The organism is Nocardia sp. NBC_01388 (genome assembly GCF_045040085.1).
In the GTDB taxonomy this organism is placed as follows: domain Bacteria; phylum Actinomycetota; class Actinomycetes; order Mycobacteriales; family Mycobacteriaceae; genus Nocardia.
Genome location: NZ_CP109553.1, coordinates 5,641,770 through 5,663,005, shown reverse-complemented (window position 1 = coordinate 5,663,005; position 21,236 = coordinate 5,641,770). Strand labels below are relative to the sequence as shown.

Below are 21,236 nucleotides of genomic sequence, written 5' to 3'. Positions count from 1 at the left end.
CAAAGTTAGCCTAACCTACCTTCCGGGGCCCCGGTGTGACGACGAGGCCATTCCGACAATGGTGGAGGAGCAGAACTGATGACGGTCGAGGTCGTACCGCCGCAGGCGGCCGAACCCGATCCGCGGCCCACCGCGGAGACCGAGGGGGGCGTGCAGCCTGATAAGGCCGAGGTGAAAGCCCGGCGCCGACGAGAAGCCGCCGCCCGCAAGGAGATTCTCGCTCCGGTCGCTGGCACGCTCACGATCGCGAGCCTGATCATGGCGATCGCCTCGGTATGTGCGGTGGTCCCGTTCATTCTGATCGTCGAAGCGTGCCGGGAGCTGCTGGCCACCACGATCGACACCGACCGCGTGTGGCGGCTGCTGCTCATCGCCGTGCTGGTGCTCGTGGTCCGCGCGCTGCTGCAGGCGGCGGCGCTGACCTGGTCGCATCTGACCGATGCCCGCTACCAGCTGACCCTGCGCCGGTTGCTCGCCGACAAACTGACCCGGGTTCCCCTGGGCTGGTTCGGTGTTCGCACCTCCGCCGAGGTCAAGAAGTACCTCCAGGACGATGTGGAGGCGCTGCACTATCTGGTCGCGCACGCGCGGCTGGATTTCATCGGCTCGGTCACCGTGCCGCTGGTGACGCTAGTCTACCTCTGCACCGTCGACTGGCGTCTCACCCTGGTGCTGCTGGTGCCGCTGGTGATCTACGTGCTGTGCATGAAGAAGATGCTGGACGAGCCCGGCCGTGAACGCATGCTGGTCTACAACGCCGCCGAACAGCGCACCCGTGAGGCGACCGTCGAATTCGTGGACGGGATCCAGGTGGTGCGGGCATTCGGCCGGGCGGGCAAGGCGCACAGCGTCTTCCAGGACGCGGTGGATCATCGGACCGACAGTCTGCGCCGGCTGAAGCTGCCGATCCTGTCGGTGCAGTCGCTGTCGGAGGCGGTGGTCGCGCCGGTGTTCGTCATGCTGCTGGTGGTGCTCGCGGGCCTGACCGGTGTGGGCGCGGGCTGGGTGGCCCCGGTCGATGTGCTGCCGTTCCTGCTGGTCGGGCTGGGTCTGGGCAGTTCGCTGCTGGGCCTCGGTTACGGTGCGCAGGCGCTGCGGGCCGCCGGTGACGCCGCGCTGCGGCTGCACGAGCTCATGGCGACGCCCGAACTGGCTTCCAGCGCACCGGAATCCGAGACGGCGCCGGCCGCGGCTCCGGCCGGACTGGTGCGTTTCGAGGGCGTGAACTTCGGTTATCGCGCCGATCATCAGGTGCTGCGCGGGCTCGATCTGGAGCTTGCGCCGGGCACGCTGACCGCGCTGGTCGGCCCGAGCGGTTCGGGCAAATCCACGCTCGCCAAGCTGCTGCCGCGCTTCTATGACATCGACGCGGGCCGAATCTCCATCGGTGGCCGCGATATTCGCGATTTCACCACCGAAGAGCTGTATCGCACCGTCGGATTCGTCTTCCAGGACGTGCGCCTGATTCGTGGCAGCGTCCGCGAGAATCTCCTGCTCGCCAGCCCCGAGGCCGATGATGCCGCGCTGGAGCGGGCGGCCCGCGCCGCGCAGATCCACGAGCGAATTCTCACCCTGCCGCGCGGTTACGACTCCGAGATCGGTGTGGACGCCACCCTGTCCGGCGGTGAGGCGCAACGGCTTTCCATCGCCCGCGCACTGCTGGCCGATACCCCGGTGCTGGTGCTGGACGAGGCCACCGCCTTCGCCGATCCGGAATCGGAAGCGGCGGTGCAGGATGCGCTGGCCGCACTGGTGGCCGGTCGCACCGTGCTGGTGATCGCGCACCGGCTGCACACCATCACGGGTGTGGACCGAATCCTGGTGCTGGAGAACGGAACCCTGGTCGAACAGGGTGATCACGCGAGTCTGCGCGAGGCCGGCGGTCTCTATCAGCGGCTGTGGGAGATCAATGAGGCGGCGCTGGACGTGGTCATGGAGGGAACACGATGATTCGCAAGGTCTTCGCACTGGTGCCACGCGAGTTCGCCGCGCTGACACCGAAACTGCTGGCGGCGATCACTGTGCAGGCGCTGCTGCAGGCCGCGGCGTATGTGCTGCTGGTGCCGGTGCTGCAGGCGCTGTTCGACGGCGATACCGCGAGCGCCTGGCGCTGGACGATCGCGCTGGCCGCCGCGGTGGCGGGTCAGGTCGGCTTCAGCTTCCTGCAGTCGGTGCTGGGCCTGCGCATCGGTGTGGGCATGTCGCACGGGTTGCAGACCCGGCTCGGCGATCATCTGAACGCCTTGCCGCTGGGCTGGTTCGAGACGCGGAACGCCGGTGCGCTGTCGCGGCTGGTCGTCGAGAGCGTGCGTGAGGTGCAGGGCCTGATCGCGTACCTGCTGGCCAAAATGCTGACCGGCGCCATCGTCCCGCTGGGCGTGGCGGCCGGAATGTTGTTCGTGGACTGGCGGATATCGCTCGCCATGCTGCTGGCCGCGCCGGTGCTGTATCTGGTGAATCTGTGGGCCAATCGGTCCTACACCGCCTCCGATGCGCGATTGCACGAGGCGTCGGGCGAGGCCAATGCCCGGGTGCTGGAATTCGCGCAGGCGCAGCCGGTGCTGCGGGCCTTCGGCGCCGTGGGCTCCGGGAACAAGGCTTTGGATACGGCGCTCGCCCGGCAGCGCAAGGCCGCCACCGGTCTGCTGTTCGCGAGTGTGCCGGGCCTGATCGTCTTCTCGCTGTGCGTACAGGCGGTCTTCCTGGTGCTGGTGTACCTGGTGGTCGGCCAGGTGACCGGCGGCAGCATCTCGGCGGCGGCGGCCATCGCGCTGATCGCGGTGAGCAGCCGTTTCATCGAACCGCTGAATCAGGCGGCACAGCTGGGCACGGCGCTGCGTTCGGCAGCGGCCGCGGCCGACCGGGTGACCGCCCTGCTGGCCGAACCCGCACTGCCGCAGCCGGATTCCGAGGTGACCCCGGGCACCCCGAGCGTGGTGTTCGAGAATGTCGGCTTCGCCTACCGGACCGGCGCGCAGGTGCTGTCGGAGGTGTCGTTCACCGTCCCGGCCGGTACCACCACCGCGATTGTCGGGCCGAGCGGCGCGGGCAAGTCCACGGTGCTGCGGCTGGCCGCCCGCTTCCACGACGCCGATTCCGGCCGAGTCCTGGTGAGCGGCCACGATGTTCGTGATCAGCCGTCGCACACCCTGCTGGGGCAGCTGTCGCTGGTGTTCCAGAACGTGTATCTCTTCAATCGCTCGGTGCTGGAGAATATTCGGGCCGGACACCTGGACGCCACCGATGCGCAGGTGCGCGCCGCGGTCGCGGCGGCCCGGGTGGACGAGATCGCCGAACGCCTGCCGGAGGGCTGGGACACCACCGTCGGCGAGGGCGGCGCGGCACTGTCCGGCGGTGAGCGCCAGCGGGTTTCGATCGCGCGCGCTCTGCTCAAGGACGCACCGGTGGTACTGCTGGACGAGGCCACCAGTGCCCTCGATCCGCAGAACGAGGCGGTGGTGGTGCGCGGTGTGCATCAGCTGACCCGCGACCGCACGGTCATTGTGGTGGCGCATCGCCTGGCCACCATCGCGCACGCGGATCAGATCCTGTTCATGGAGGCGGGCCGCATTGCCGAGCGCGGTACGCACGAGGAGCTGCTCGCGCTGGACGGCCGCTATGCCGCCTTCTGGAACGAGCGCAGTCGCGCGGCGGGCTGGCGACTGGAATCGGTGCACGTGTAACAGCTTTCGCCAGAACAGCCGTGAAACAAGCACAAGTCCCGGGCATTCCGCGGAATGCCCGGGACTTGTGTAGCGGTGGAACGAATTACAGGTTGCAGGACAGTCCCGCGTAGTACGCCACCGAGCACTCGGATTCGCGAGTCAGCTTCCAGGTGCCGTCGATCTCACGCCAGCCCATTTCGATATTCGGGAAGGTGCCGTAGCCGTCGACGCTCACCTGCAGATTGGCGGTGGTGGTGTCGCCATTGCTGTTCACCGGTCCGGCGAGCTGCCAGCGCAGGCTCGGGACGGTGTTGATGACCCCGCCGACCTGATCGAGCAGCGGCAGACCGGCCTCGCCTGCCTCCAGTTCATTGGCGCGCGCGCCGCGGTCGGCGCCGGTGTTCAACGCCAGCCGCAGCTTCGACTGCAGATCGCCCAGGCCGGGCTGCGCGGTGCGCAGCGGCGCGACCAGCGGGGCGGCCTGGGCCGGTGCGACGGCTGCCACGTTGAACCCGCCGATGAGGGCAGCGGCAGTGAAAACCGCTGCTCCCAGCTTGTTTCGGGTGGTGTTGATCATGTGTTCATCCAATCGTTCACATCGGTGAGCCGCCGGCGGCGCTCTGGCGGTTGGTAAGCAATATAAGGTAAGCCTATGCAAACATGGGAGGGGACCTGGCGGCTGTGACGCGATCGCCAGTCGTTCGTCGAGGAAAGTGAGTGAACCGGTGCAGACTCTTCTGGTTGTCGGCGCGGGGCCGAAAGCCCTTGCGGTAGCCGCCAAAGCGCATGTCCTGCGGAAACTGGGCCTGCCCGCACCCCGGGTCGTGGTCGTCGAACCGCATGCGGTGGGCGGAAACTGGCTGCCCAGCGGCGGCTGGACCGACGGCAGGCACCGGCTCGGCACCAGCCCCGAGAAGGATGTGGGCTTCCCGTACCACTCGACCTGGGCGCGGGGCCGCAATCGCGAGATCAACGAGGCTATGCACGCTTTCAGCTGGACCGCCTTCCTGGTGGATCAGGGCGGCTACGCGGAGTGGATCGATCGCGGCCGGCCCAGTCCGCACCATCACGTCTGGGCCAAGTATCTGCAGTGGGTCGGGCATCGGATCGAGCTGGAAGTGGTGTCCGGAAGGGTGGATTCGATCGCACCCGCGGCCGACGGCTGGCTGGTGTCGGTGCTCGGCGAGGACGGGGTGCGCACGCAGCTGGACGCCGATGAGCTCATGATCACCGGTCCGGGCCGCAGTACCCGCGCCCTCGCCGATCATCCGAAAGTGCTGAGCATCTCCGAGTTCTGGGAGCTCGCGGGCAAGCGCGCGCTGCCGGTGTCCTCGCGGGTGGCGGTGATCGGCGGTGGTGAGACCGCGGGTTCGGCGCTGGACGAGCTGGTCTGCCACGACATGCTGACCGTCTCGGTGATCTCGCCGATGGCCACGCTCTACACCCGTGGTGAGAGCTATTTCGAGAATTCGCTCTACAGCGATCCGGGCAAGTGGGCCGGGCTGAATCTGGAGCAGCGCCGGGATGTCATCCGCCGCACCGATCGTGGCGTGTTCTCGGTGCGGGTGCAGGAGAGCCTGCTGGGCGACAATCGCGTCCATCACCTGCAGGGCCGGGTGATGCGGGTGACCGATCGGCACGAGGGTGTCGAACTGACGCTGCGCAATCCCTTGCGCGCGGATCAGGTGCATGCCTTCGATCTGGTGGTGGATGCGACCGGTGGGCAGCCGCTGTGGTTCCTGGAGCTCTTCGATGCCGATGCCGCGGATCTGCTGGAGCTGTCGGTGGGCGGTCCGCTCACGCGGGCCCGGATCGAGGCGGCGATCGGCTATGACCTGGCGGTATCGAATCTGGAGTCCAAGCTCTACCTGCCGAATCTGGCCGCGCTGACGCAGGGTCCGGGATTCCCGAATCTCAGCTGCCTGGGCGAACTTTCGGATCGGGTGCTGCGGCCGGTGGCGGGTGGCTCGGAGGTTGCCGCGCGTGCGGCGGTGTCCGGGGTGGAACCCCTTCGGCTTGGTAAGTAGGCTAGGCTAGCCTTATTTAACGAGATGAGGTTCGGTTCATGCGTATCGTGTCGTTCGGCTTCCAGACGTGGGGCCGCAAAACCCTTCAGGCCCTGATCGATTCGGATCACGAGGTGGTGCTCGCGGTCACCCATCCGGCGAGCGAGTCGTCCTATAAGGCGATCTGGAACGATTCGGTCGAGGAGCTGGCCCGCGAGCACGGCATTCCGGTGCATCTCACCGAGCGCGCCGATGCCGCGACCATCGATCTGGTAAAGCGCGCCGAACCCGATGTGATCGTGGTGAACAGCTGGTACACCTGGATGCCCGCCGAGCTGTACAGCCTGCCGCCCTACGGCACGCTGAACCTGCACGATTCGCTGCTGCCCAAGTTCACCGGATTCTCGCCGGTGCTGTGGGCATTGATCAGCGGCGTCGAGGAATTCGGGCTCACCGTGCACCGCATGGACGAGCAGCTCGACACCGGCGACATCCTGGTGCAGCACAAGCTGCCGATCCCCGCGTGCGCGACCGGCACCGAACTGGTGCTGGCCGGAATGGAATTGATTCCGGGCGCGGTGAACGAGGCGCTGGCCGCACTGGTCTCGGGCAATCCGCGGTGGACGCCGCAGAACAAGGCCGAGCGCACCTACTTTCACAAGCGCTCCGATCGGGACAGCCGCATCGACTGGTCGTCGGACGCGGTAGATCTGGAGCGTTTCGTGCGGGCGCTGTCGGCGCCGTATCCGCGGGCCTTCTCGCACTACCGGGGTGAGCGCGTCGAGGTGCTCGCCGCGTCGATCTCCGAGGCGAGCTACGGCGGCACCACCGGCCGGGTGGTCGTGCAGGAGGGCGGCGGCGTGGTGGTGTGCGGCCCGAATGCGTTGCGCGGCAACAATCGTGGCCTGTTGATCACCCGGGTGCGCACCGCCGACGGCGTCGAGCGCGACGGCGCCGAATTCTTCGTGCGCGGCGGCTATCTCACCGACGCTCCCGAATGAGACCCGGCCTCATGTCGACCAGGGCCGATGAGACCGCGGCGCAGCCGCGCCGCGCCTTGGCTCCGGGCCAGCGCCGCGCCTGGTACCTGCAGCATCGCGCACCGGCGGACGCCAGCCTCAATGTCGGTATCACCTATCGGCTGACCGGAGCCCTGGACGCCGCGCTGCTGCGGGCCGCGGTCGGCGAGGTGCTCGCCCGCCACGAGATCCTGCGCACCGTCTACGGCGCCGGCGCCGACGGCGAGCCCTTCCAAGCCGTGCTCGCCGACCCCGAAATCGCCTGGCGGGAAGACGATCTCTCGGACCTGCTGTCCCCGAGCCGCGCCCGCCGCGCCGAGGTCCTGATCCGCCGCGTACTCGGCGAACCCTTCGACCCGTCCGCCGCACCCCCGATCCGCTTCGCACTGATCCGCACGGGCGCAGACGAATTCGCCTTCGTCCTGGTGGCGCACGCGCTCTGCTGGGACGACGAATCCTGGGAGATCTTCTCCCGCGAACTGACCCACGCCTACAACGGCATACTCCCCACCGGCCCCGCGACCCAGTACGCAGATCTGACTGTCGGCCACATCGATTCGCGCCCACCGCACCCGGCCGCCACCTTGCCGAGTGCAGCGGACGTAGGTTCGGCTGAACCAACTGCTGCGAACACTGCCTCATCGAGTGCCGCAGGCGCGAGCGCCGCCTCACCGAATGCCGTAGGCGTGAGCCCGGCCTCATCGAGTGCCGCGGGCGTGAGCCCTGCCCTGCCGAGTGCTGCGGAGGTGAGCGCTCCGGGCACGAGTGGCTCTGGGCCGGATGCCGGATACCTCGGCGTCGCGGATTCCGGGTCCGAGGGCTCGGACGCCGCCGGGATCGATTACTGGCGGGCGGAGCTTTCGCCGCTGCCGGAGCCGCTGGATCTGCCGAGCGGTAGTGCACCGGCGCCCCGATCCGCGGCCGCGCGGCGGTCGGTGCGGGAACTGCCTGGTGAATTGCTTTCCAGTGTCGATGATTTCGCACGGCAGTCCGGCACGACAGCGTTGCCCGTGCTGCTGGCCGCGTTCGATGTGCTGGTGCGCCGCTATACCGGTGCGGCGGATTTCCTGGTGTCGGTGCCGGTCACCACCCGTGACGAGCACTCGGCTCCGGACAGTCCGACCGCGCCCATCGGATACTTCGGCAATACCGTGCTCTTGCGCGCCGAGGTCGACGATCATCTGTCATTCGCGGATCTTGTTGCCGTCGTGCGGGGTTCGTGGGAGCGGGCGCATCGGCATCGTGCGGTCGGCATCGACGAGGTGGTGCGGGCGGTCAATCCCGATCGCACGGCGGACCGGGACGGACTGGATCAGCTGGTGCGGCTGGGTTTCGGGGTGCGCACCGCCGCCGCCGGGCCCGCGTTGGACGGCGTCGTCGCGGCGCGACTGGATCTGGGCAGCCCGGTACCACGAGTGCCCTTGCGGCTCACCGTGGTTCGGGACGGTGCGGGTGCGTATCTGGAGGCCGAGTATCCGTCCGGCCGGTTCACGCCCGAGCTCATGGAGCAGCTGCTCACCCACTATCTGCGACTGCTCGCCGAGGCGACGGCCGCTCCCGGGCGATTGATCGGCGAGCTCGATCTGCTGGGCCCGGCCGAACAGGCTCGGCTGCTGGAACTTTCCCGTGGTGACCAGATTCCGGTCGTGCCGACCACTGTCGTCGCGCTGTTCGAGGAGCGCGCGCAGCTGCACGCGACCGCACTCGCGCTGGTCGCTCCCGGTGACACCGAGACCGTGCAGCTGACCTACCGCGAGCTGAACCGGCGCGCGAATCGACTGGCGCACTGGCTGATCGGCCAGGATGTGGGCGCCGAGGATCTGGTGGCGCTGCGACTGTCGAATTCGGTGGAGTTCGTGGTGGCGGTGCTGGCGGTGCTCAAGTCCGGCGCGGCCTATCTGCCGATCGATCCGGCGTATCCGGACGAGCGCGTCGACTATCTGATCGCCGACGCCCTCCCGAGCATGATCCTGGGCCGGGTCGAAGTGGATGCCGCCGAGGCGGCCGCCTCCGTTGCCCCCGAACATGATCCGTCCGACGCCGATCGGGTGCGGCCGCTGCGCCCCGGCAATCTGGCCTATGTCATCTACACCTCCGGTTCGACCGGTCAGCCCAAGGGCGTTCCGGTCGCGCACGAGGCGATCGCCGATCATCTGGTCGGCTTCCGCGCCCAGTGGGGTATGACCGCCGAGGATCGCCTGCTGCAATCGTCGTCGGTGAGCTTCGACGCCTCGCTGCTGGATGTCTTCGTGACCCTGACTCTCGGTGCGCGCCTGATCATTCCGCGTCCGGGCGGTTTCTCCGATCTCGCCTATATCGCGGATCTGGTGACCCGTTACGAGGTCACCGTGCTGCACATGGTGCCGTCGCTGCTGCGCACCTTCCTGTCGCTGCCGCAGGTGAGTGATTGGCGCTCACTGCGTTTCGTCCCGGTGGGCGGTGAGGCGCTGCCCGGTGAGATCGCCGATCGGCTCACCGGCGTCCTGGACGCCGAACTGCGCAATCACTACGGCCCCACCGAAGCGGTGGTCAGTGCCACGCATATGCCGGTGGAGGGCCCGCAGGGCAATCGAATCGTGCCGATCGGCCGCCCGAACCGCAATGTGGACCTCTACCTGCTGGACGAGCGGCTGCGCCTGGTGCCGCCCGGTGTGGCCGGCGAAATCTATCTCGGCGGTGCGCAATTGGCGCGCGGCTACCTGGATCGCGGCGCGGCCACCGCGGAGCGGTTCCTCGCCGATCCTTTCACCGCGGGCGGGCGGCTCTATCGCACCGGCGATCTGGCCCGCCGCGATCTCGACGGTGCGGTCGAATTCATCGGCCGCGCCGACGAACAGGTGAAGGTGCGCGGCTACCGGATCGAATTGGGCGAGGTGCAGGCCGCGCTCACCGGTGATCCCGAGATCCGCGACTGTGTGGTGGCGGTGATCGGCGATGCCGCATCCGGGCCCATGCTCGCCGCCTACCTGGTGCCGGAATCCGCTGCGCCGGATGTGATTCGGGTGCGGGCGCGCGCCGCCACGGTGCTGCCGGACTACATGGTGCCCACGGCCTACGCGGTGATCGACGCGATCCCGCTGACCGAGCACGGCAAGCTGGACCGCCGCGCCCTGCCCGCACCGGTGTGCGTGACCGCGCGCCCGTATCGGGAGCCGGTGACCGCCGCCGAGATCCGGCTGGCGGCCCTGTTCGGGCAGCTGTTCGACCGCGACCGGATCGGTGCGGATGATTCGTTCTTCGAACTCGGCGGGCATTCGCTGCTGGCCAATCAGCTGGTGGCGCGCGTTCGCGCCGAGTTCGGTGTCGAGATCGACGTGCGGGCGGTGTTCGACACCCCGGCGGTGAGCGGGCTGGCCGCGGTTCTGGAGGCGACCGCCCGAGATGAGGAGTACGAGAGATGAATACCCGAGGATTTCTGCGGCGCAGCGGTTTCGCCCTGCTGGCGGTGGGACTGGTGGCCGGTGCGGCCGCATGCGGTTCCAGCGACTCCGGCAGTGATTCCGGTGCGCTGACGATCGAACACGTCATGGGGGAGACCAAGATCGACGGCACCCCGTCGCGCGTGGTGGTGTTCGGCCCGCAGTGGCTGGACGCGACGATCGCGCTGGGCGTGACGCCCGTGGGCTATCTGGTGCCGGGGATGACGGCGACCACGAAGGTGCCGTGGGAGCCGTCGATTCCGGATTCGGCCAAACGCCTCGATATGACCGGTGACTATCTCGAGCAGATCGCCGCGCTCAATCCGGATCTGATTCTGGCGCCCGCCTTCATGGCCGATCGGACCATGTACGACAAGCTCTCGAAGCTGGCCCCGACCATCGATTCGCTCTCCTCCGCGCAGATCGATCCGTGGCAGGACCAGGTGACCGCGCTGGGCAAGGTGCTGCGCAAGGAGCCCGAGGCCGCCAAGGTGATCGCCGATGTGGACGGCAAGATCGACGCGGTGGCCGCGAAGCATCCGGGCCTGAAGGGCAAGACCTTCCTGACCTGCATGCTCACCGGACCGTCGCAGCTCATGGTGCTGGCCGATCCCAAGGACGGCTCCGCCGAGCTCTTCACCCGCCTCGGCATGACCATGCCGGAGAAGCTCGTCAAGGAGGCCCCCACCGGCGGCCGCTTGTCGCTGTCGCCGGAACGCCTGAGCGACTTGACCTCCGATCTGCTGGTCTGCGGCGCCATGCCCAGCCTGGAGTCGAAGTTCAAGCAGCTGCCGGGTTACGCCGATCTCCCGGCGGTGCGCAGCGGCGGTATCTCCTTCGTCGATGTGGTCGCCATCAATGCCATCAATCAGCCGACCGCGCTGTCGGTGCCGTACGTGCTGCAGACGCTGGAGCCGGCGTTCGCGAATATCGCCGGTAGCTAGACCACCGGTAGCCAGGAAGGACCTCACGTCATGACGCTCGATACCCACGCCGTACCCGCCGCCCCGGCGCGCCCCGCCGAGCGCGGGCTGCCGCTGTCCCCGGCTCAGCAGGCGGCCTTGCTGCCGGAACGGCTGGCCCGGACCGCTGCCGCCAATGTGTATGTGGCTCTGGAGATTCCGGCCGGGCTCGCCGACGGTGTGGCGGTGCGGGCCGCCGAGGTGACGGCCGCGCACGACCTCCTGCGCGCGGTCTACCCGGATGACCGCCGAGTGCCGTATCAGCGTGTGGAATCCGCTCCGCCGACGGTGGCCGAGATCGTCGAGATCGCCGGCACCGCACTCCCGGCTGCTCTACTGGCCGACGCCGGTCACGCCTTCGATCTGGCGCGCGAGTTCCCGATTCGAATCCGGCTGTACCGGCTCGCCGATCACGCGGTGCTCTCCCTCGCGGCCCATCCCGTCGCCGCCGACGACCGCACCATGGAACTGCTGGTCACCGCTCTCTGCTCGAACGAGCCGGTGCGCGCCACCCCGCAGTACCGCGATTTCGCCGCCGAGCAGATGAAATCCCTGGCCGCCGAGAACGATTCGCTGACCTTCTGGAAACAGCGACTGGCGGACCTGCCCGAACAACTGCTGCTCGTGGGCGAACGCCCCGCCCTCCCGCGCAGCACCCGCGCCGTCGTCCAGATCCCAGCCCCCGTCATCCCCACCCCCGTCATCCCGGCGCGGGTTTGGCCGGGATCCACGCCGGATGCGCTCGAACAGGTTTCGGTGGATCCCGGCCAAGAGCATGCCGGGATGACGGGGGCAGTCGGCGACTCAGGGGCCGAAGCTGAGCCGCTCGCGGTGCTGGCGGCGCTGGTGGCCGCCGCACTGCGGCAGCTCGGGGCGGATGCTGATATTCCGCTCGGCGTCGCGACCGAGGCCCGGCCGGAAAGCGCCGCCGATGTCCTCGGAAATTTCGCCGATTACCTGGTGCTGCGGGTTGATTCGCCGCGTAGCGGGGCGCCGTCACAGCTGGTCGCCGATGCCGAACGGATTCTCGATGAGGCCCGTGTGCATGCCGGTACCCGCATCGAACGGCTCACCCATGAGCTGCGCGGCCCGGGCGGCGCGGCCAAGGGCGGCCTGTTCCAGGTACAGCTCGCGGTGCGTTCGAATGTGCTCGAATTCGATGCTGCCGGTGGCAGGGTTCGGGAGATCGCTCGTGCGGTGGCCCGTCCGCACGGGGTGGAACTGATCGTCGATGTGATCGCGACCGCGGATGGCTGGACCGTGACCGTCGATCTGGCGGAGGCCCTGTCCCGGCGCTATGCGGCGGGGGAGTTCGCGCAGCTGCTGCGCGCGACGGCCGAATCCTGGTCGGCCGCACCGGATACCGCGCTCTCTTCGGCGGAAGCGTCGGAGCCGTGCGACTGGTTCGTGCCCGATGCCGAGGCCGGGGAGCTGGATCCGTACGCGATCTCCGGGCTCGGTGGCCCGCCTCAGACCGATGCGGAGCGGGCGGTCGCCGCCGTGCTGCGCGAGGTGCTGGAGCTGGACGAGGAGGACGAGGTCGGTCGCGAGGACAATTTCTTCGCGCTCGGCGGCGACAGCGTGGCCGCACTGCGCTTTGTCACCCTGCTCGCCGAGCAGGGCCATATCGTCGATGTGCAGAAGGTGTTCGAATTCCCGGCCGTGCACGAGATCGCCGCGAGCCTGACCGCTGAGAATGCCACTGCCGCAGCACCTGCCGAGCCCGCCGCCGTCGCCCCGATGGCGGCCTCCGGCCTCGACGCGGCCGCCCTGCAGGCCCTGGCCGGAAAGCTTGCCGGCCGGTGAGCGCGGAGATTCTCGATATCGTCGCGCTGTCCCCGCTGCAGCGCGGCCTGTACTCGGTCAGTGTCGCCTCGGGCGCGGTCGATCCGTATCTGGTCACCTTCGCGGTGCGCGTCGAGGGCCTGGCCGAATTGGCCACGCTGCATACGGCTTTCGATCAGCTGCTGGAGCGCTACCCGCATCTGGGCGGCGCGGTACTGACCGACGGCCTGCCGCATCCGGTGCTGGTCACCACCTCCGGCGGCCGCATCGGCTGGCGCGAGCTGGATCTGCGCTCGGCCGCCGACCCGGAAGCCGCGGCCCGGCAACTGTATTGGGACGAGGGCCGCCGCCGCATCGATCTGGATCGCGGCCCGCTGTTCCGGGTCGTCGCCGCGCGGGTGGGTGAGGATGCCTACGAACTCGTCTGCACCGCACATCACATCATCATCGACGGCTGGTCCATCCCACTGCTGTTCGCGGATCTCATTGCGCTGCACAGCGGTACGGGTGCGGCGCTCCCGCCCGCCCCGCCGCTGCGCGAGCACGCCGCCTGGCTCGCCACCCGCGATACCGCCGCCTCCCTCGAGGTGTGGCGCCGGGCCCTCGCCGGTTTCGCACCCATGTCCATGCTCGCCGCTCCCGCCCCCGCCGATATCCCGGCGCTGGGTGAGGCCCGCATCGACCGCGCCGACACCGATCGCGTGACGGCATGGGCGCGCGGCCACGGCCTGACGCTCAATACGGTGCTCCAAATGGCTTGGGCCCAAATACTTTCCGGCCTCACCGGCCGCGACGACGTGGTCTTCGGCCAGACCACCTCCGGCCGCGACGCCTCGCTCCCCAATGCGGAACGCTTGGTGGGTGCACTGGTCACCACCATCCCGGTCCGAGTCCGCATGGACGATCGCGCCCCCGCCGATATCGGCGCCGCCCTGCAACGCGAAGTGGCGCAGTTGCGCGCCCACGAATACCTGGGCATCGCCGAGATCACCCGCCACACCGGCGGCAGCCAACTCTTCGACACCCTCCTGGTCTTCGAGAACACCCCCATGGGCGCGCTCACCGCCGATATGCCCCTGGGCGGCGGCGCCCGCCTCATGCCCCGCCGAGTCGATTCCCCCAGCCACTACCCCCTCGCCGTAGTCCCAGTCGTCGAACAGGGCGAACTCATCACCCGAGTGGAAATCCGCCCGGACCTCGTCTCCCGCTTCGACCCCGGCCGCCTGGCCCGCCGCATGCTCGCCGTCGTCCGCCGCCTGGTCGACGCCGACACAGCCTGCGATATCGACCTCCTCCTCGACGACGAACCCGCCGCCCTGACCACCGAGCCCCCGCAGCTATCCGCGCAGACCGACACGTCCGCACAGCCCGGCGAATCGGGGGAGACACCCTCCGGTTCGGGGCAGACACCCTCCGGTTCGGGGCAGACACCCTCCGGTTCGGGGCAGACACCCCCCGGCTCGGGGCAGACACCCCCCGTCATCCCGGCACGCTTTTGGCCGGGATCCACATCTGAAGTACTCCACGACGATTCGGGGTATTCCGGCCAAAAGCATGCCGGAATGACGGGGTCGGGATCCACATCTGCACTACTCCACGACGATTCGGGGGATTCGGGCCGAAGGCACGCCGGGATGACGGGGCCGGGCTCCGCCGAGCTGGTATCCGGCAAATCGGCGTCGGCAGGCCTGGTGTCGGACGTACTGCTCGCGGCAGCGGCGCGTTCCGCGGATTCGATCGCCGTCATCGATGCCGAAGGCGAGCACTCCTTCGCCGACTTCGGCGCCGCTGTACGCACTCTGGCCGCTGATCTCCGCGCGAACGGCGTGCGGCCGGGCGACTCCGTGGCCGTGGTCCTGCCACGTGACCGCCGAGTTCTGCACGCCCCCTTCGCCATTGCGCACGCGGGCGGTGTCTGCGTGCACGTCGATCCGGCGACCCCACCCGACCGGCTGGCCTATCTCCTGGAAACCTCCGGCGCGACACTGGTGCTCGCCGACGAGGCGCTGGTGGATGTCCTGGCGCAGGTGCGCGCCCAGGGCATCGACTGCGTGCACGGCATTCCCACCGCCGCAGGCGAATTGCGTTTCGTCGGCCCTGCGCCCGAGGTCTCTGCTCTGGCCCCGCGCCAGGTCAGCACGGCGGATTCCCCGTTCTATGTCATCTTCACCTCGGGCACCACAGGCCGCCCGAAGGGTGTTGTGGTCCCGCATCGTGCGCTCCTCAACCACTGGGCCAATCACGAACGCCGCATCTTCGCCCCGGCAGCGGTTCAGCTGGGCAGGCAGCTGCGGATCGGCCACGGCTGGTCCACCGGTTTCGACGCCGCCTGGCAGCCGGCGGTAGCCCTGCTCAGCGGCCATACCGTCGTCATGCTGGGCGAGCACGTCCGCACCGACGCCGAGCAGATCGCCGCCGCCATCGCCCGGCACGGCATCGATATCTTCGACACCTCCCCGTCGATGTTGCCGCGCCTCATCGCCTTCGGGCTCTTCACCGAACGCGATGGTGTCGAGCACTGCCCGCTGGCGGTACTCGCCCTCGGCGGTGAAGCCATCAATCCGGATACCTGGAAGCGCCTGCAGGGCCTGCCGGACACCCGCGTCATCAACTTCTACGGTCCCACCGAAACCACGGTGGAAGCGCTGATGGCCGATGTGCACGACCATATTTCGCCGACCATCGGCCGAACCTTCGACGGTATGACCGCCGAGGTGCTCGATCACCGCCTGCGGCCGGTGCCGCCGGGCGGACAGGGTGAGCTCTACCTGTCGGGCCCGCAACTCGCCCTGGGCTACCTGGGCCGTCCGGCCACGACTGCCGCTACCTTCGTCGCCGGTCCGTCCGGAAGGCGTTATCGCACAGGCGATCTGGTACGCCGCGCCACCGACGGCTCCCTCGTCTACGAGGGCCGCATCGACAGCCAGGTCAAGATCAACGGCTACCGGGTGGAACCGGATGAGGCCGCCGTGGTGCTGCGCGAACTCGACGGCGTCGAGCACGCCGCGGTCCTGGCCTACATCGACAACGGCCGGACCCGCCTGGGCGCACTCGTGGTCAGCGCTGTGCCGGTCCCGCAGCTGCGCGCCGCTCTGTCGCAGCGCCTGCCGCGCTTCCTGGTGCCCACCCGCATCGTCGCGGTGCCCGAGATCCCGTTGAACCGCAATGACAAATTGGATGTGCACGCGGCCACCGCCCTGCTCACCGCACCGGTGACCGGATCCGGCGGCAGCGATCCCGCGACCGAGACCGAGCGCACCCTGCTCGGCGTGATCTCCGCACTCGGCGCGGCGGGCACCGGCCCAGGCATCACCGACAGCCTGGTCGATCTCGGCATCGACAGCATCGGCGTCATCGATCTCGTATCCCGTTTGCGCGGTGCGGGTTTCCGTGTCGCCGCCCGGGACGTCCTGGCCGCCGGTGATCTTCGAGAGCTGGCCGCCCGGCTGGACGAACTCGCCGTCGCGGGGGAGGACCGCTCGGAGGCGGCGGTCACGCCGGCCGGTACGGTACTGCCGCTGACAGCACTGGCCCGCGAGATCATCGCCAATGGCGACTATCGCTATCTGGCGCAGTCCCAAGTGATTTCGCTGCCGGACCATGCCTCGCCCGACGAGGTGGTGGCCCGGCTGACCGCCCTCGCCACCGCCCATCCGACCCTTCGCTCCCGCCTGGTCCGCGGCTCCGGCGAGATCCCCGCCCTGGTCGTCGACGAGCTGCCACCGTTCTCGGTATGGCTCGATACGGTCGACGGAACCGGCTCGCCCGCAACCTATCTGGCAGACACGGTCGCCCGCCTGGATCCGGCGGCGGGCCGCATGCTGGCGGCCACGGTACTGGCCGGGCCGCAGCGCCGACTGCTGCTGTCCATCCACCACCTCGCCGTGGACGTGGTGTCCTGGCTGATCCTGGTCGACGATCTGCGCCGCCTGGAACAGGGCGACGCACCCCTGAACGAGGAGCCGAGCGAGCAAACAGTCACGGCCGCAGTCACTTCCGGAACAGAGATCCTGGGCACTCCATTGGCGGGCCGCTTCACCGACCCGTCCACGGACCGCGCGGGCAAGGTCGCACAGCGCATTGTGGAGCTGGGCCCGGACCTGACCGAACAGCTGTTGTCGGAATGCGCGGAGTCGGGTGTCCCGCTCGAGGATGCGCTGATTCTGGCCTGCGCCCGCACCTTCCCCGATATCGCCGATGCCGACGGCCGCATCGCGATCACCAGGGAGTCGCACGGTCGCCCCGACGAGGATGATTCCCGCCGTGTCGGCTGGTTCACCGTGGAGGAAACGGTGCTGGTCCCGGCCGTCGACCGAGCGGGCTGTCCCGATCTCTCGGAACGCACCTTCGCCGCCCGCGGCCAATTGCGCATCAACCACCTGGGCCGCTTCGATGTGCTCCAGTTCGGCAGTGGCCCTTGGTCACCCGCACCGCTGTCGGAGTTCACCGGCGAGTTCGGCGTGGCCGCCCATCCGGATCTGCCCCTGCGCTTCAGCGTGGATATCACCACGGCGGTGGTCCCGCGCGCCGGCAGACCGTCCCTGGTCGCCCAGTTCGATGTCAATTCAGCAGTACTCGACGAGCCATCGGTAGACGCACGCGCAGCTCACTGGGCAGCGCGGCTCTCGGAGCTCGCCCCGTCCCACGCCCTCTGATAGACCGCACAGCCCGTGACTGATCCGTACAGCCCCGGCAAGGGCGGTGGGGGCTGGACACGGGCTGTTTCGTTATTGGAACAGCCCATCTCGGGTGGGCTCCATCGGTGTATTCGCTTGTCAGAGCGGTGCAACTGATGATTTAGGTTAGCCAAACCACACCACTATTCCGCGCCCGGTGGTATGAGCTACCATCCTCGTAAGGTTAGGCAAGCCTACCTTTGGTGTCTCGACCGAGGCCGACCGTTCGCTGGATGAGGAGTTCGATGCTCGACAAGGCTGAGATTCGCGTGCTCGTGGCGGCGGCGCTGGACATCGCGCCCGAATCGATCGGCGACGACGCCGATCTCGTGAGCCTGGGGATGCATTCGATGCTGCTCATGCACCTCTCCGCCAAGTGGCGTAAGCAGGGCTACGAGGTACGCAGCTCGGCCCTGGCCCTGGAGCCGACCATCGACGCCTGGACCGCCCTGTTGAACGCCGGTCGTCTCGAGACCGCCCTCGCGCCCGCCCCGGCCGTCGAATCCGCCACGCCGGGCGAGGAATTCGCCCTGGCCACCATGCAGCACGCCTACTGGATGGGCCGCCGTCAGGATCAGGCCCTCGGCGGCGTCGCCGCGCACCTCTATGTCGAATTCGACGGCGACGGACTCGATCCGGAGCGACTGCGCCGCGCGGTGACCCGCCTGGTGCACCGCCACGAGCAGCTGCGCGCCCGATTCACCGACAGCGGCACCCAGCAGACCCTGCCCGAACCGCTGCGCCCGGTCTTCGAGGCCGTCACCCTGAGTGCGGACGCCGAAACCGTCGAACTGGAACGCATTCGCCAGCTCAAGAGCCATCAGCGCATGGAGGTCGAGGCCGCGCAGGTCATCGATATCGCACTGTCGCTGCTCTCCGGCGGTGGCCACCGCCTGCACGTGGATGTCGATATGCTCGCCGCCGACGCCCAGAGCTACCGCCGCATTCTCGAGGACCTCGCCACCCTGTACGAGACGGACGCGGACCTCGCGACCTCGCTCGACTACACCTTCCGTGATTACCTGGCCGCGAAAGACGCTGCCGCCCCCGGCAATTCGTCCGACCGCGCCTGGTGGTCCGAGCGCCTCGGCGACCTGCCCGATATCCCGGCCCTGCCGGTGCTCCCCGAGGAGCAGCGCCGCGACCCGAGTCGCAGTGTGCGCCTGCACCATTGGTTCGATCCGCAGGCCAGGCAGCGCCTGCACCAGGCTGCGCACAGCCACGGCGTGACCCCCGCGATCGCGCTGGCGACGGTGTACTCCGAGGCCATCGCCCGCTGGTCGGCCCGCCAGCGCTTCCTGCTCAATGTGCCGCTGTTCAACCGGGAACCGCTGCACGACAGTATCGATCAGGTGGTCGGTGACTTCACCAACTCCGTGCTGGTCGACGTCGACGCCGAACACCGGGAGTCCATGGTCGAGCGCGCCAAGCGCCTGCAGCGCGAATTGCACACCTGCGCCGCGAACTCCCGGTACGAGGGCCTGGATGTGCTGCGCGATCTGGGCCGCCTGCGCGGCGCGCCGGTGACCCCGTCGGTGGTGTTCACCTCCGGTCTCGATCTCGGTGAACTGTTCTCGGAGCGGGTTCTGCGGGTCTTCGGTGCACCGGTGTGGATTATTTCGCAGGGCCCGCAGGTGGACTTGGACGCTCAGGTCGTCGAGCTCAATGGCGGCCTGCTGGTGAACTGGGATATCCGCCGGGACGCCCTGCCCGCCGGAGTCGCCGAGGCCATGTTCTCCGAATTCCGTTCGCTGCTGGACGCTTTGGTGGAACCCGAGGCGGACTGGCACGCCGATCTGGCCATCGCCCTGCCGCCCGCCCAGCGGGCCGTGCGCGCGGCGGTCAATGCCACCGATACCGATCCGGTCGGTGCGCGCACCCTGCACGAGGCGTTCTTCGCACTCGCGCAGCAGCATCCGAATCGCCCGGCCCTGCGCTGGCGCGGCGGCGGTGTCAGCACCTACGGTGAACTGGCCGAGCAGGCGCTTGCCGTCGGCCAGGCGCTGACCACCGCCGGCGTGCGACCCGGCGATACGGTCGCGGTCATTGTGCCCAAGGGACATCAGCAGATTCCCGCCGTCCTCGGTGTACTCGCCGCGGGCGCGACGTATCTGCCGATCAGCACCGAGCAGCCCCGGGCTCGCCGCGATCGCATTCTGGAGCGCGGTGGCGTCCGGGTGGCCCTGGTCGGTACCGAGGCCGAGCTGCCCGCGCAGGTCACCGCGGTATCCCTGGCCGAGGCGAGCGCCGGGCCGCGCCTGCGCGCGGCGCACATTCCGTCCGCCGATGCCGTGGCCTACGTCCTGTTCACCTCCGGCTCCACCGGCGAACCGAAGGGCGTCGAGGTGAGCCACCGCGCCGCCGCCAATACGCTCGACGCCCTCACCGCGTACTTCGGTCTGGGCGCGGATGATCACACCATCGGACTGTCCGCCCTGGAATTCGATCTGTCGGTCTTCGATATCTTCGCCCCGCTGGCTCTGGGTGGCGCGGTGGTCGCGGTCGAGGCCGATATCGAACGCGATGCGGCGGCCTGGTCCGGGCTGATCGCGGAAACCGGTGTGACCGTGGTGAACTGCGCTCCCGGCCTGATCACCATGCTGCTCGATACCGCCGTCCGCGAGCAGCTGCGCTCGGTGCGCGTGGTCATCACCGGTGGCGACCGCGTGAAATCCCAGCAGGGACACCGCTTCCGGGAACTGGTTCCGGGCGTGCGCTTCGCCGGCCTGGGCGGCACCACCGAAACCGCCATCCACTCCACTGTTTACGAGGTCACCGACGATTACCCAGCCGACTGGGCCAATGTCCCCTACGGCACGCCGATGGCGAATGTGCGCTGCCGCGTGGTGAACGGCCGCGGTGAGGACTGCCCGGACTGGGTGGCGGGGGAGCTGTGGATCGGCGGCCGCGGCGTGGCCGACGGCTACCGCGGCGATCCGGAGCGCACGGCCGATCGCTTTGTCACCGTCGACGGCATTCGCTGGTACCGCACCGGCGATCTGGCGCGCTACCTGCCCGACGGCACCCTGGACTTTCTGGGCCGCGCCGATCACCAGGTGAAGATTCGCGGCTTCCGAGTCGAGCTCGGCGAGGTGGAATCCGCCCTCGCCGCACAGCCGGGGATCGGTGAAGCCGTTGCGCTCGTGACGACTTCGGGCCGGCTGGCTGCCGTGGCCGCGGCCGGCGATGGGGTCACCGCCGTGCGGATCACCGCCGGACTGCGGGAACTGCTGCCCGCGCATATGATTCCGGACATCCTGGAGCTGGTTCCCGCGATTCCCTTGACCAGCAACGGAAAACTGGATCGTGCCGCCATTCGCCGCATGGTGGCCGCCGGTGACGACAGCGAGCGCTATGCCTATGTCGCACCGGAGAATCCGCTGGAGGCGGCGGTCGAGTACATCGCCGCTCAGGTACTCGGCCTCGAGAAGCTCGGCGCGACAACGGATTTCTTCGATGCGGGCGGCAATTCGATTCTCGCCACCACCCTGACCGCGAAACTGCGCGGATTGCTCGCCGTCGACAGGGCCGGTGTCACCGCGGTACTGGAGGGCCGCACGGTACGCGGCATCTGCGCCGCCCTGCTCGCCGCGGAGCCCGCGCCCGATCGACTCGATCAGGTCGCCCGGATTCTGCTCGAGCTCGCCGAGATTCCGCTCCCGGAGCCGGTGGGCGCGCGCTGACCGTCCCGGCCACCGGAATCC

General features: G+C 68.8%; 10 protein-coding genes. 9 read left to right on the top strand and 1 reads right to left on the bottom strand.

The features are described from left to right. Nucleotides 1-78: 78 nt before the first annotated feature. Both OG716_RS27495 and OG716_RS27490 read left to right on the top strand, forming a co-directional pair. On the top strand, nt 79-1,950 hold the full coding sequence (locus OG716_RS27495; protein ID WP_405133548.1) for an ABC transporter ATP-binding protein: 1,872 nt from the start codon (nt 79-81) through the stop codon (nt 1,948-1,950). After that, the gene (locus OG716_RS27490) at nt 1,947-3,683 is read left to right on the top strand and encodes an ABC transporter ATP-binding protein (protein ID WP_405133547.1); all 1,737 of its coding nucleotides are present in this window, start codon (nt 1,947-1,949) and stop codon (nt 3,681-3,683) included. The genes OG716_RS27495 and OG716_RS27490 overlap by 4 nt, the downstream gene beginning before the upstream one ends. A gap of 85 nt (nt 3,684-3,768) precedes the next feature. Here the strand turns inward: OG716_RS27490 and OG716_RS27485 are convergent, their stop codons facing one another. Continuing rightward, complete coding sequence (locus tag OG716_RS27485; RefSeq protein WP_405133546.1) at nt 3,769-4,242, bottom strand: hypothetical protein; 474 nt, start codon at nt 4,240-4,242, stop codon at nt 3,769-3,771. A 148-nt stretch (nt 4,243-4,390) separates the two neighbouring features. Here OG716_RS27485 and OG716_RS27480 point away from each other — a divergent pair, with 148 nt between their 5' ends. The 7 genes from OG716_RS27480 to OG716_RS27450 all read left to right on the top strand — a co-directional run bounded on the left by OG716_RS27480 (nt 4,391) and on the right by OG716_RS27450 (nt 21,215). Then, a complete protein-coding gene (locus OG716_RS27480) occupies nt 4,391-5,692 on the top strand; it encodes a SidA/IucD/PvdA family monooxygenase (protein WP_405133545.1) in 1,302 nt (433 codons plus the stop codon). A gap of 38 nt (nt 5,693-5,730) precedes the next feature. Next, nucleotides 5,731-6,672: a methionyl-tRNA formyltransferase gene (locus OG716_RS27475; protein ID WP_405133544.1), complete on the top strand. Its 942-nt coding sequence runs from the start codon at nt 5,731-5,733 to the stop codon at nt 6,670-6,672. Nucleotides 6,673-6,683: 11 nt separating this feature from the next. Continuing rightward, a complete protein-coding gene (locus OG716_RS27470; protein WP_405133543.1) occupies nt 6,684-10,091 on the top strand; it encodes a non-ribosomal peptide synthetase in 3,408 nt (1,135 codons plus the stop codon). Next, nucleotides 10,088-11,053: an ABC transporter substrate-binding protein gene (locus tag OG716_RS27465; RefSeq protein ID WP_405133542.1), complete on the top strand. Its 966-nt coding sequence runs from the start codon at nt 10,088-10,090 to the stop codon at nt 11,051-11,053. Before OG716_RS27470 ends, OG716_RS27465 begins: the two co-directional genes overlap by 4 nt. 30 nt (nt 11,054-11,083) lie before the next feature. Next, a complete protein-coding gene (locus tag OG716_RS27460) occupies nt 11,084-12,877 on the top strand; it encodes a condensation domain-containing protein (RefSeq protein ID WP_405133541.1) in 1,794 nt (597 codons plus the stop codon). Continuing rightward, the gene (locus OG716_RS27455; protein ID WP_405133540.1) at nt 12,874-17,511 is read left to right on the top strand and encodes an AMP-binding protein; all 4,638 of its coding nucleotides are present in this window, start codon (nt 12,874-12,876) and stop codon (nt 17,509-17,511) included. Before OG716_RS27460 ends, OG716_RS27455 begins: the two co-directional genes overlap by 4 nt. 266 nt (nt 17,512-17,777) lie before the next feature. Further along, nucleotides 17,778-21,215, top strand: coding sequence for an amino acid adenylation domain-containing protein (locus OG716_RS27450; protein ID WP_405133539.1), 3,438 nt, complete (start codon nt 17,778-17,780; stop codon nt 21,213-21,215). Nucleotides 21,216-21,236 lie beyond the last annotated feature (21 nt).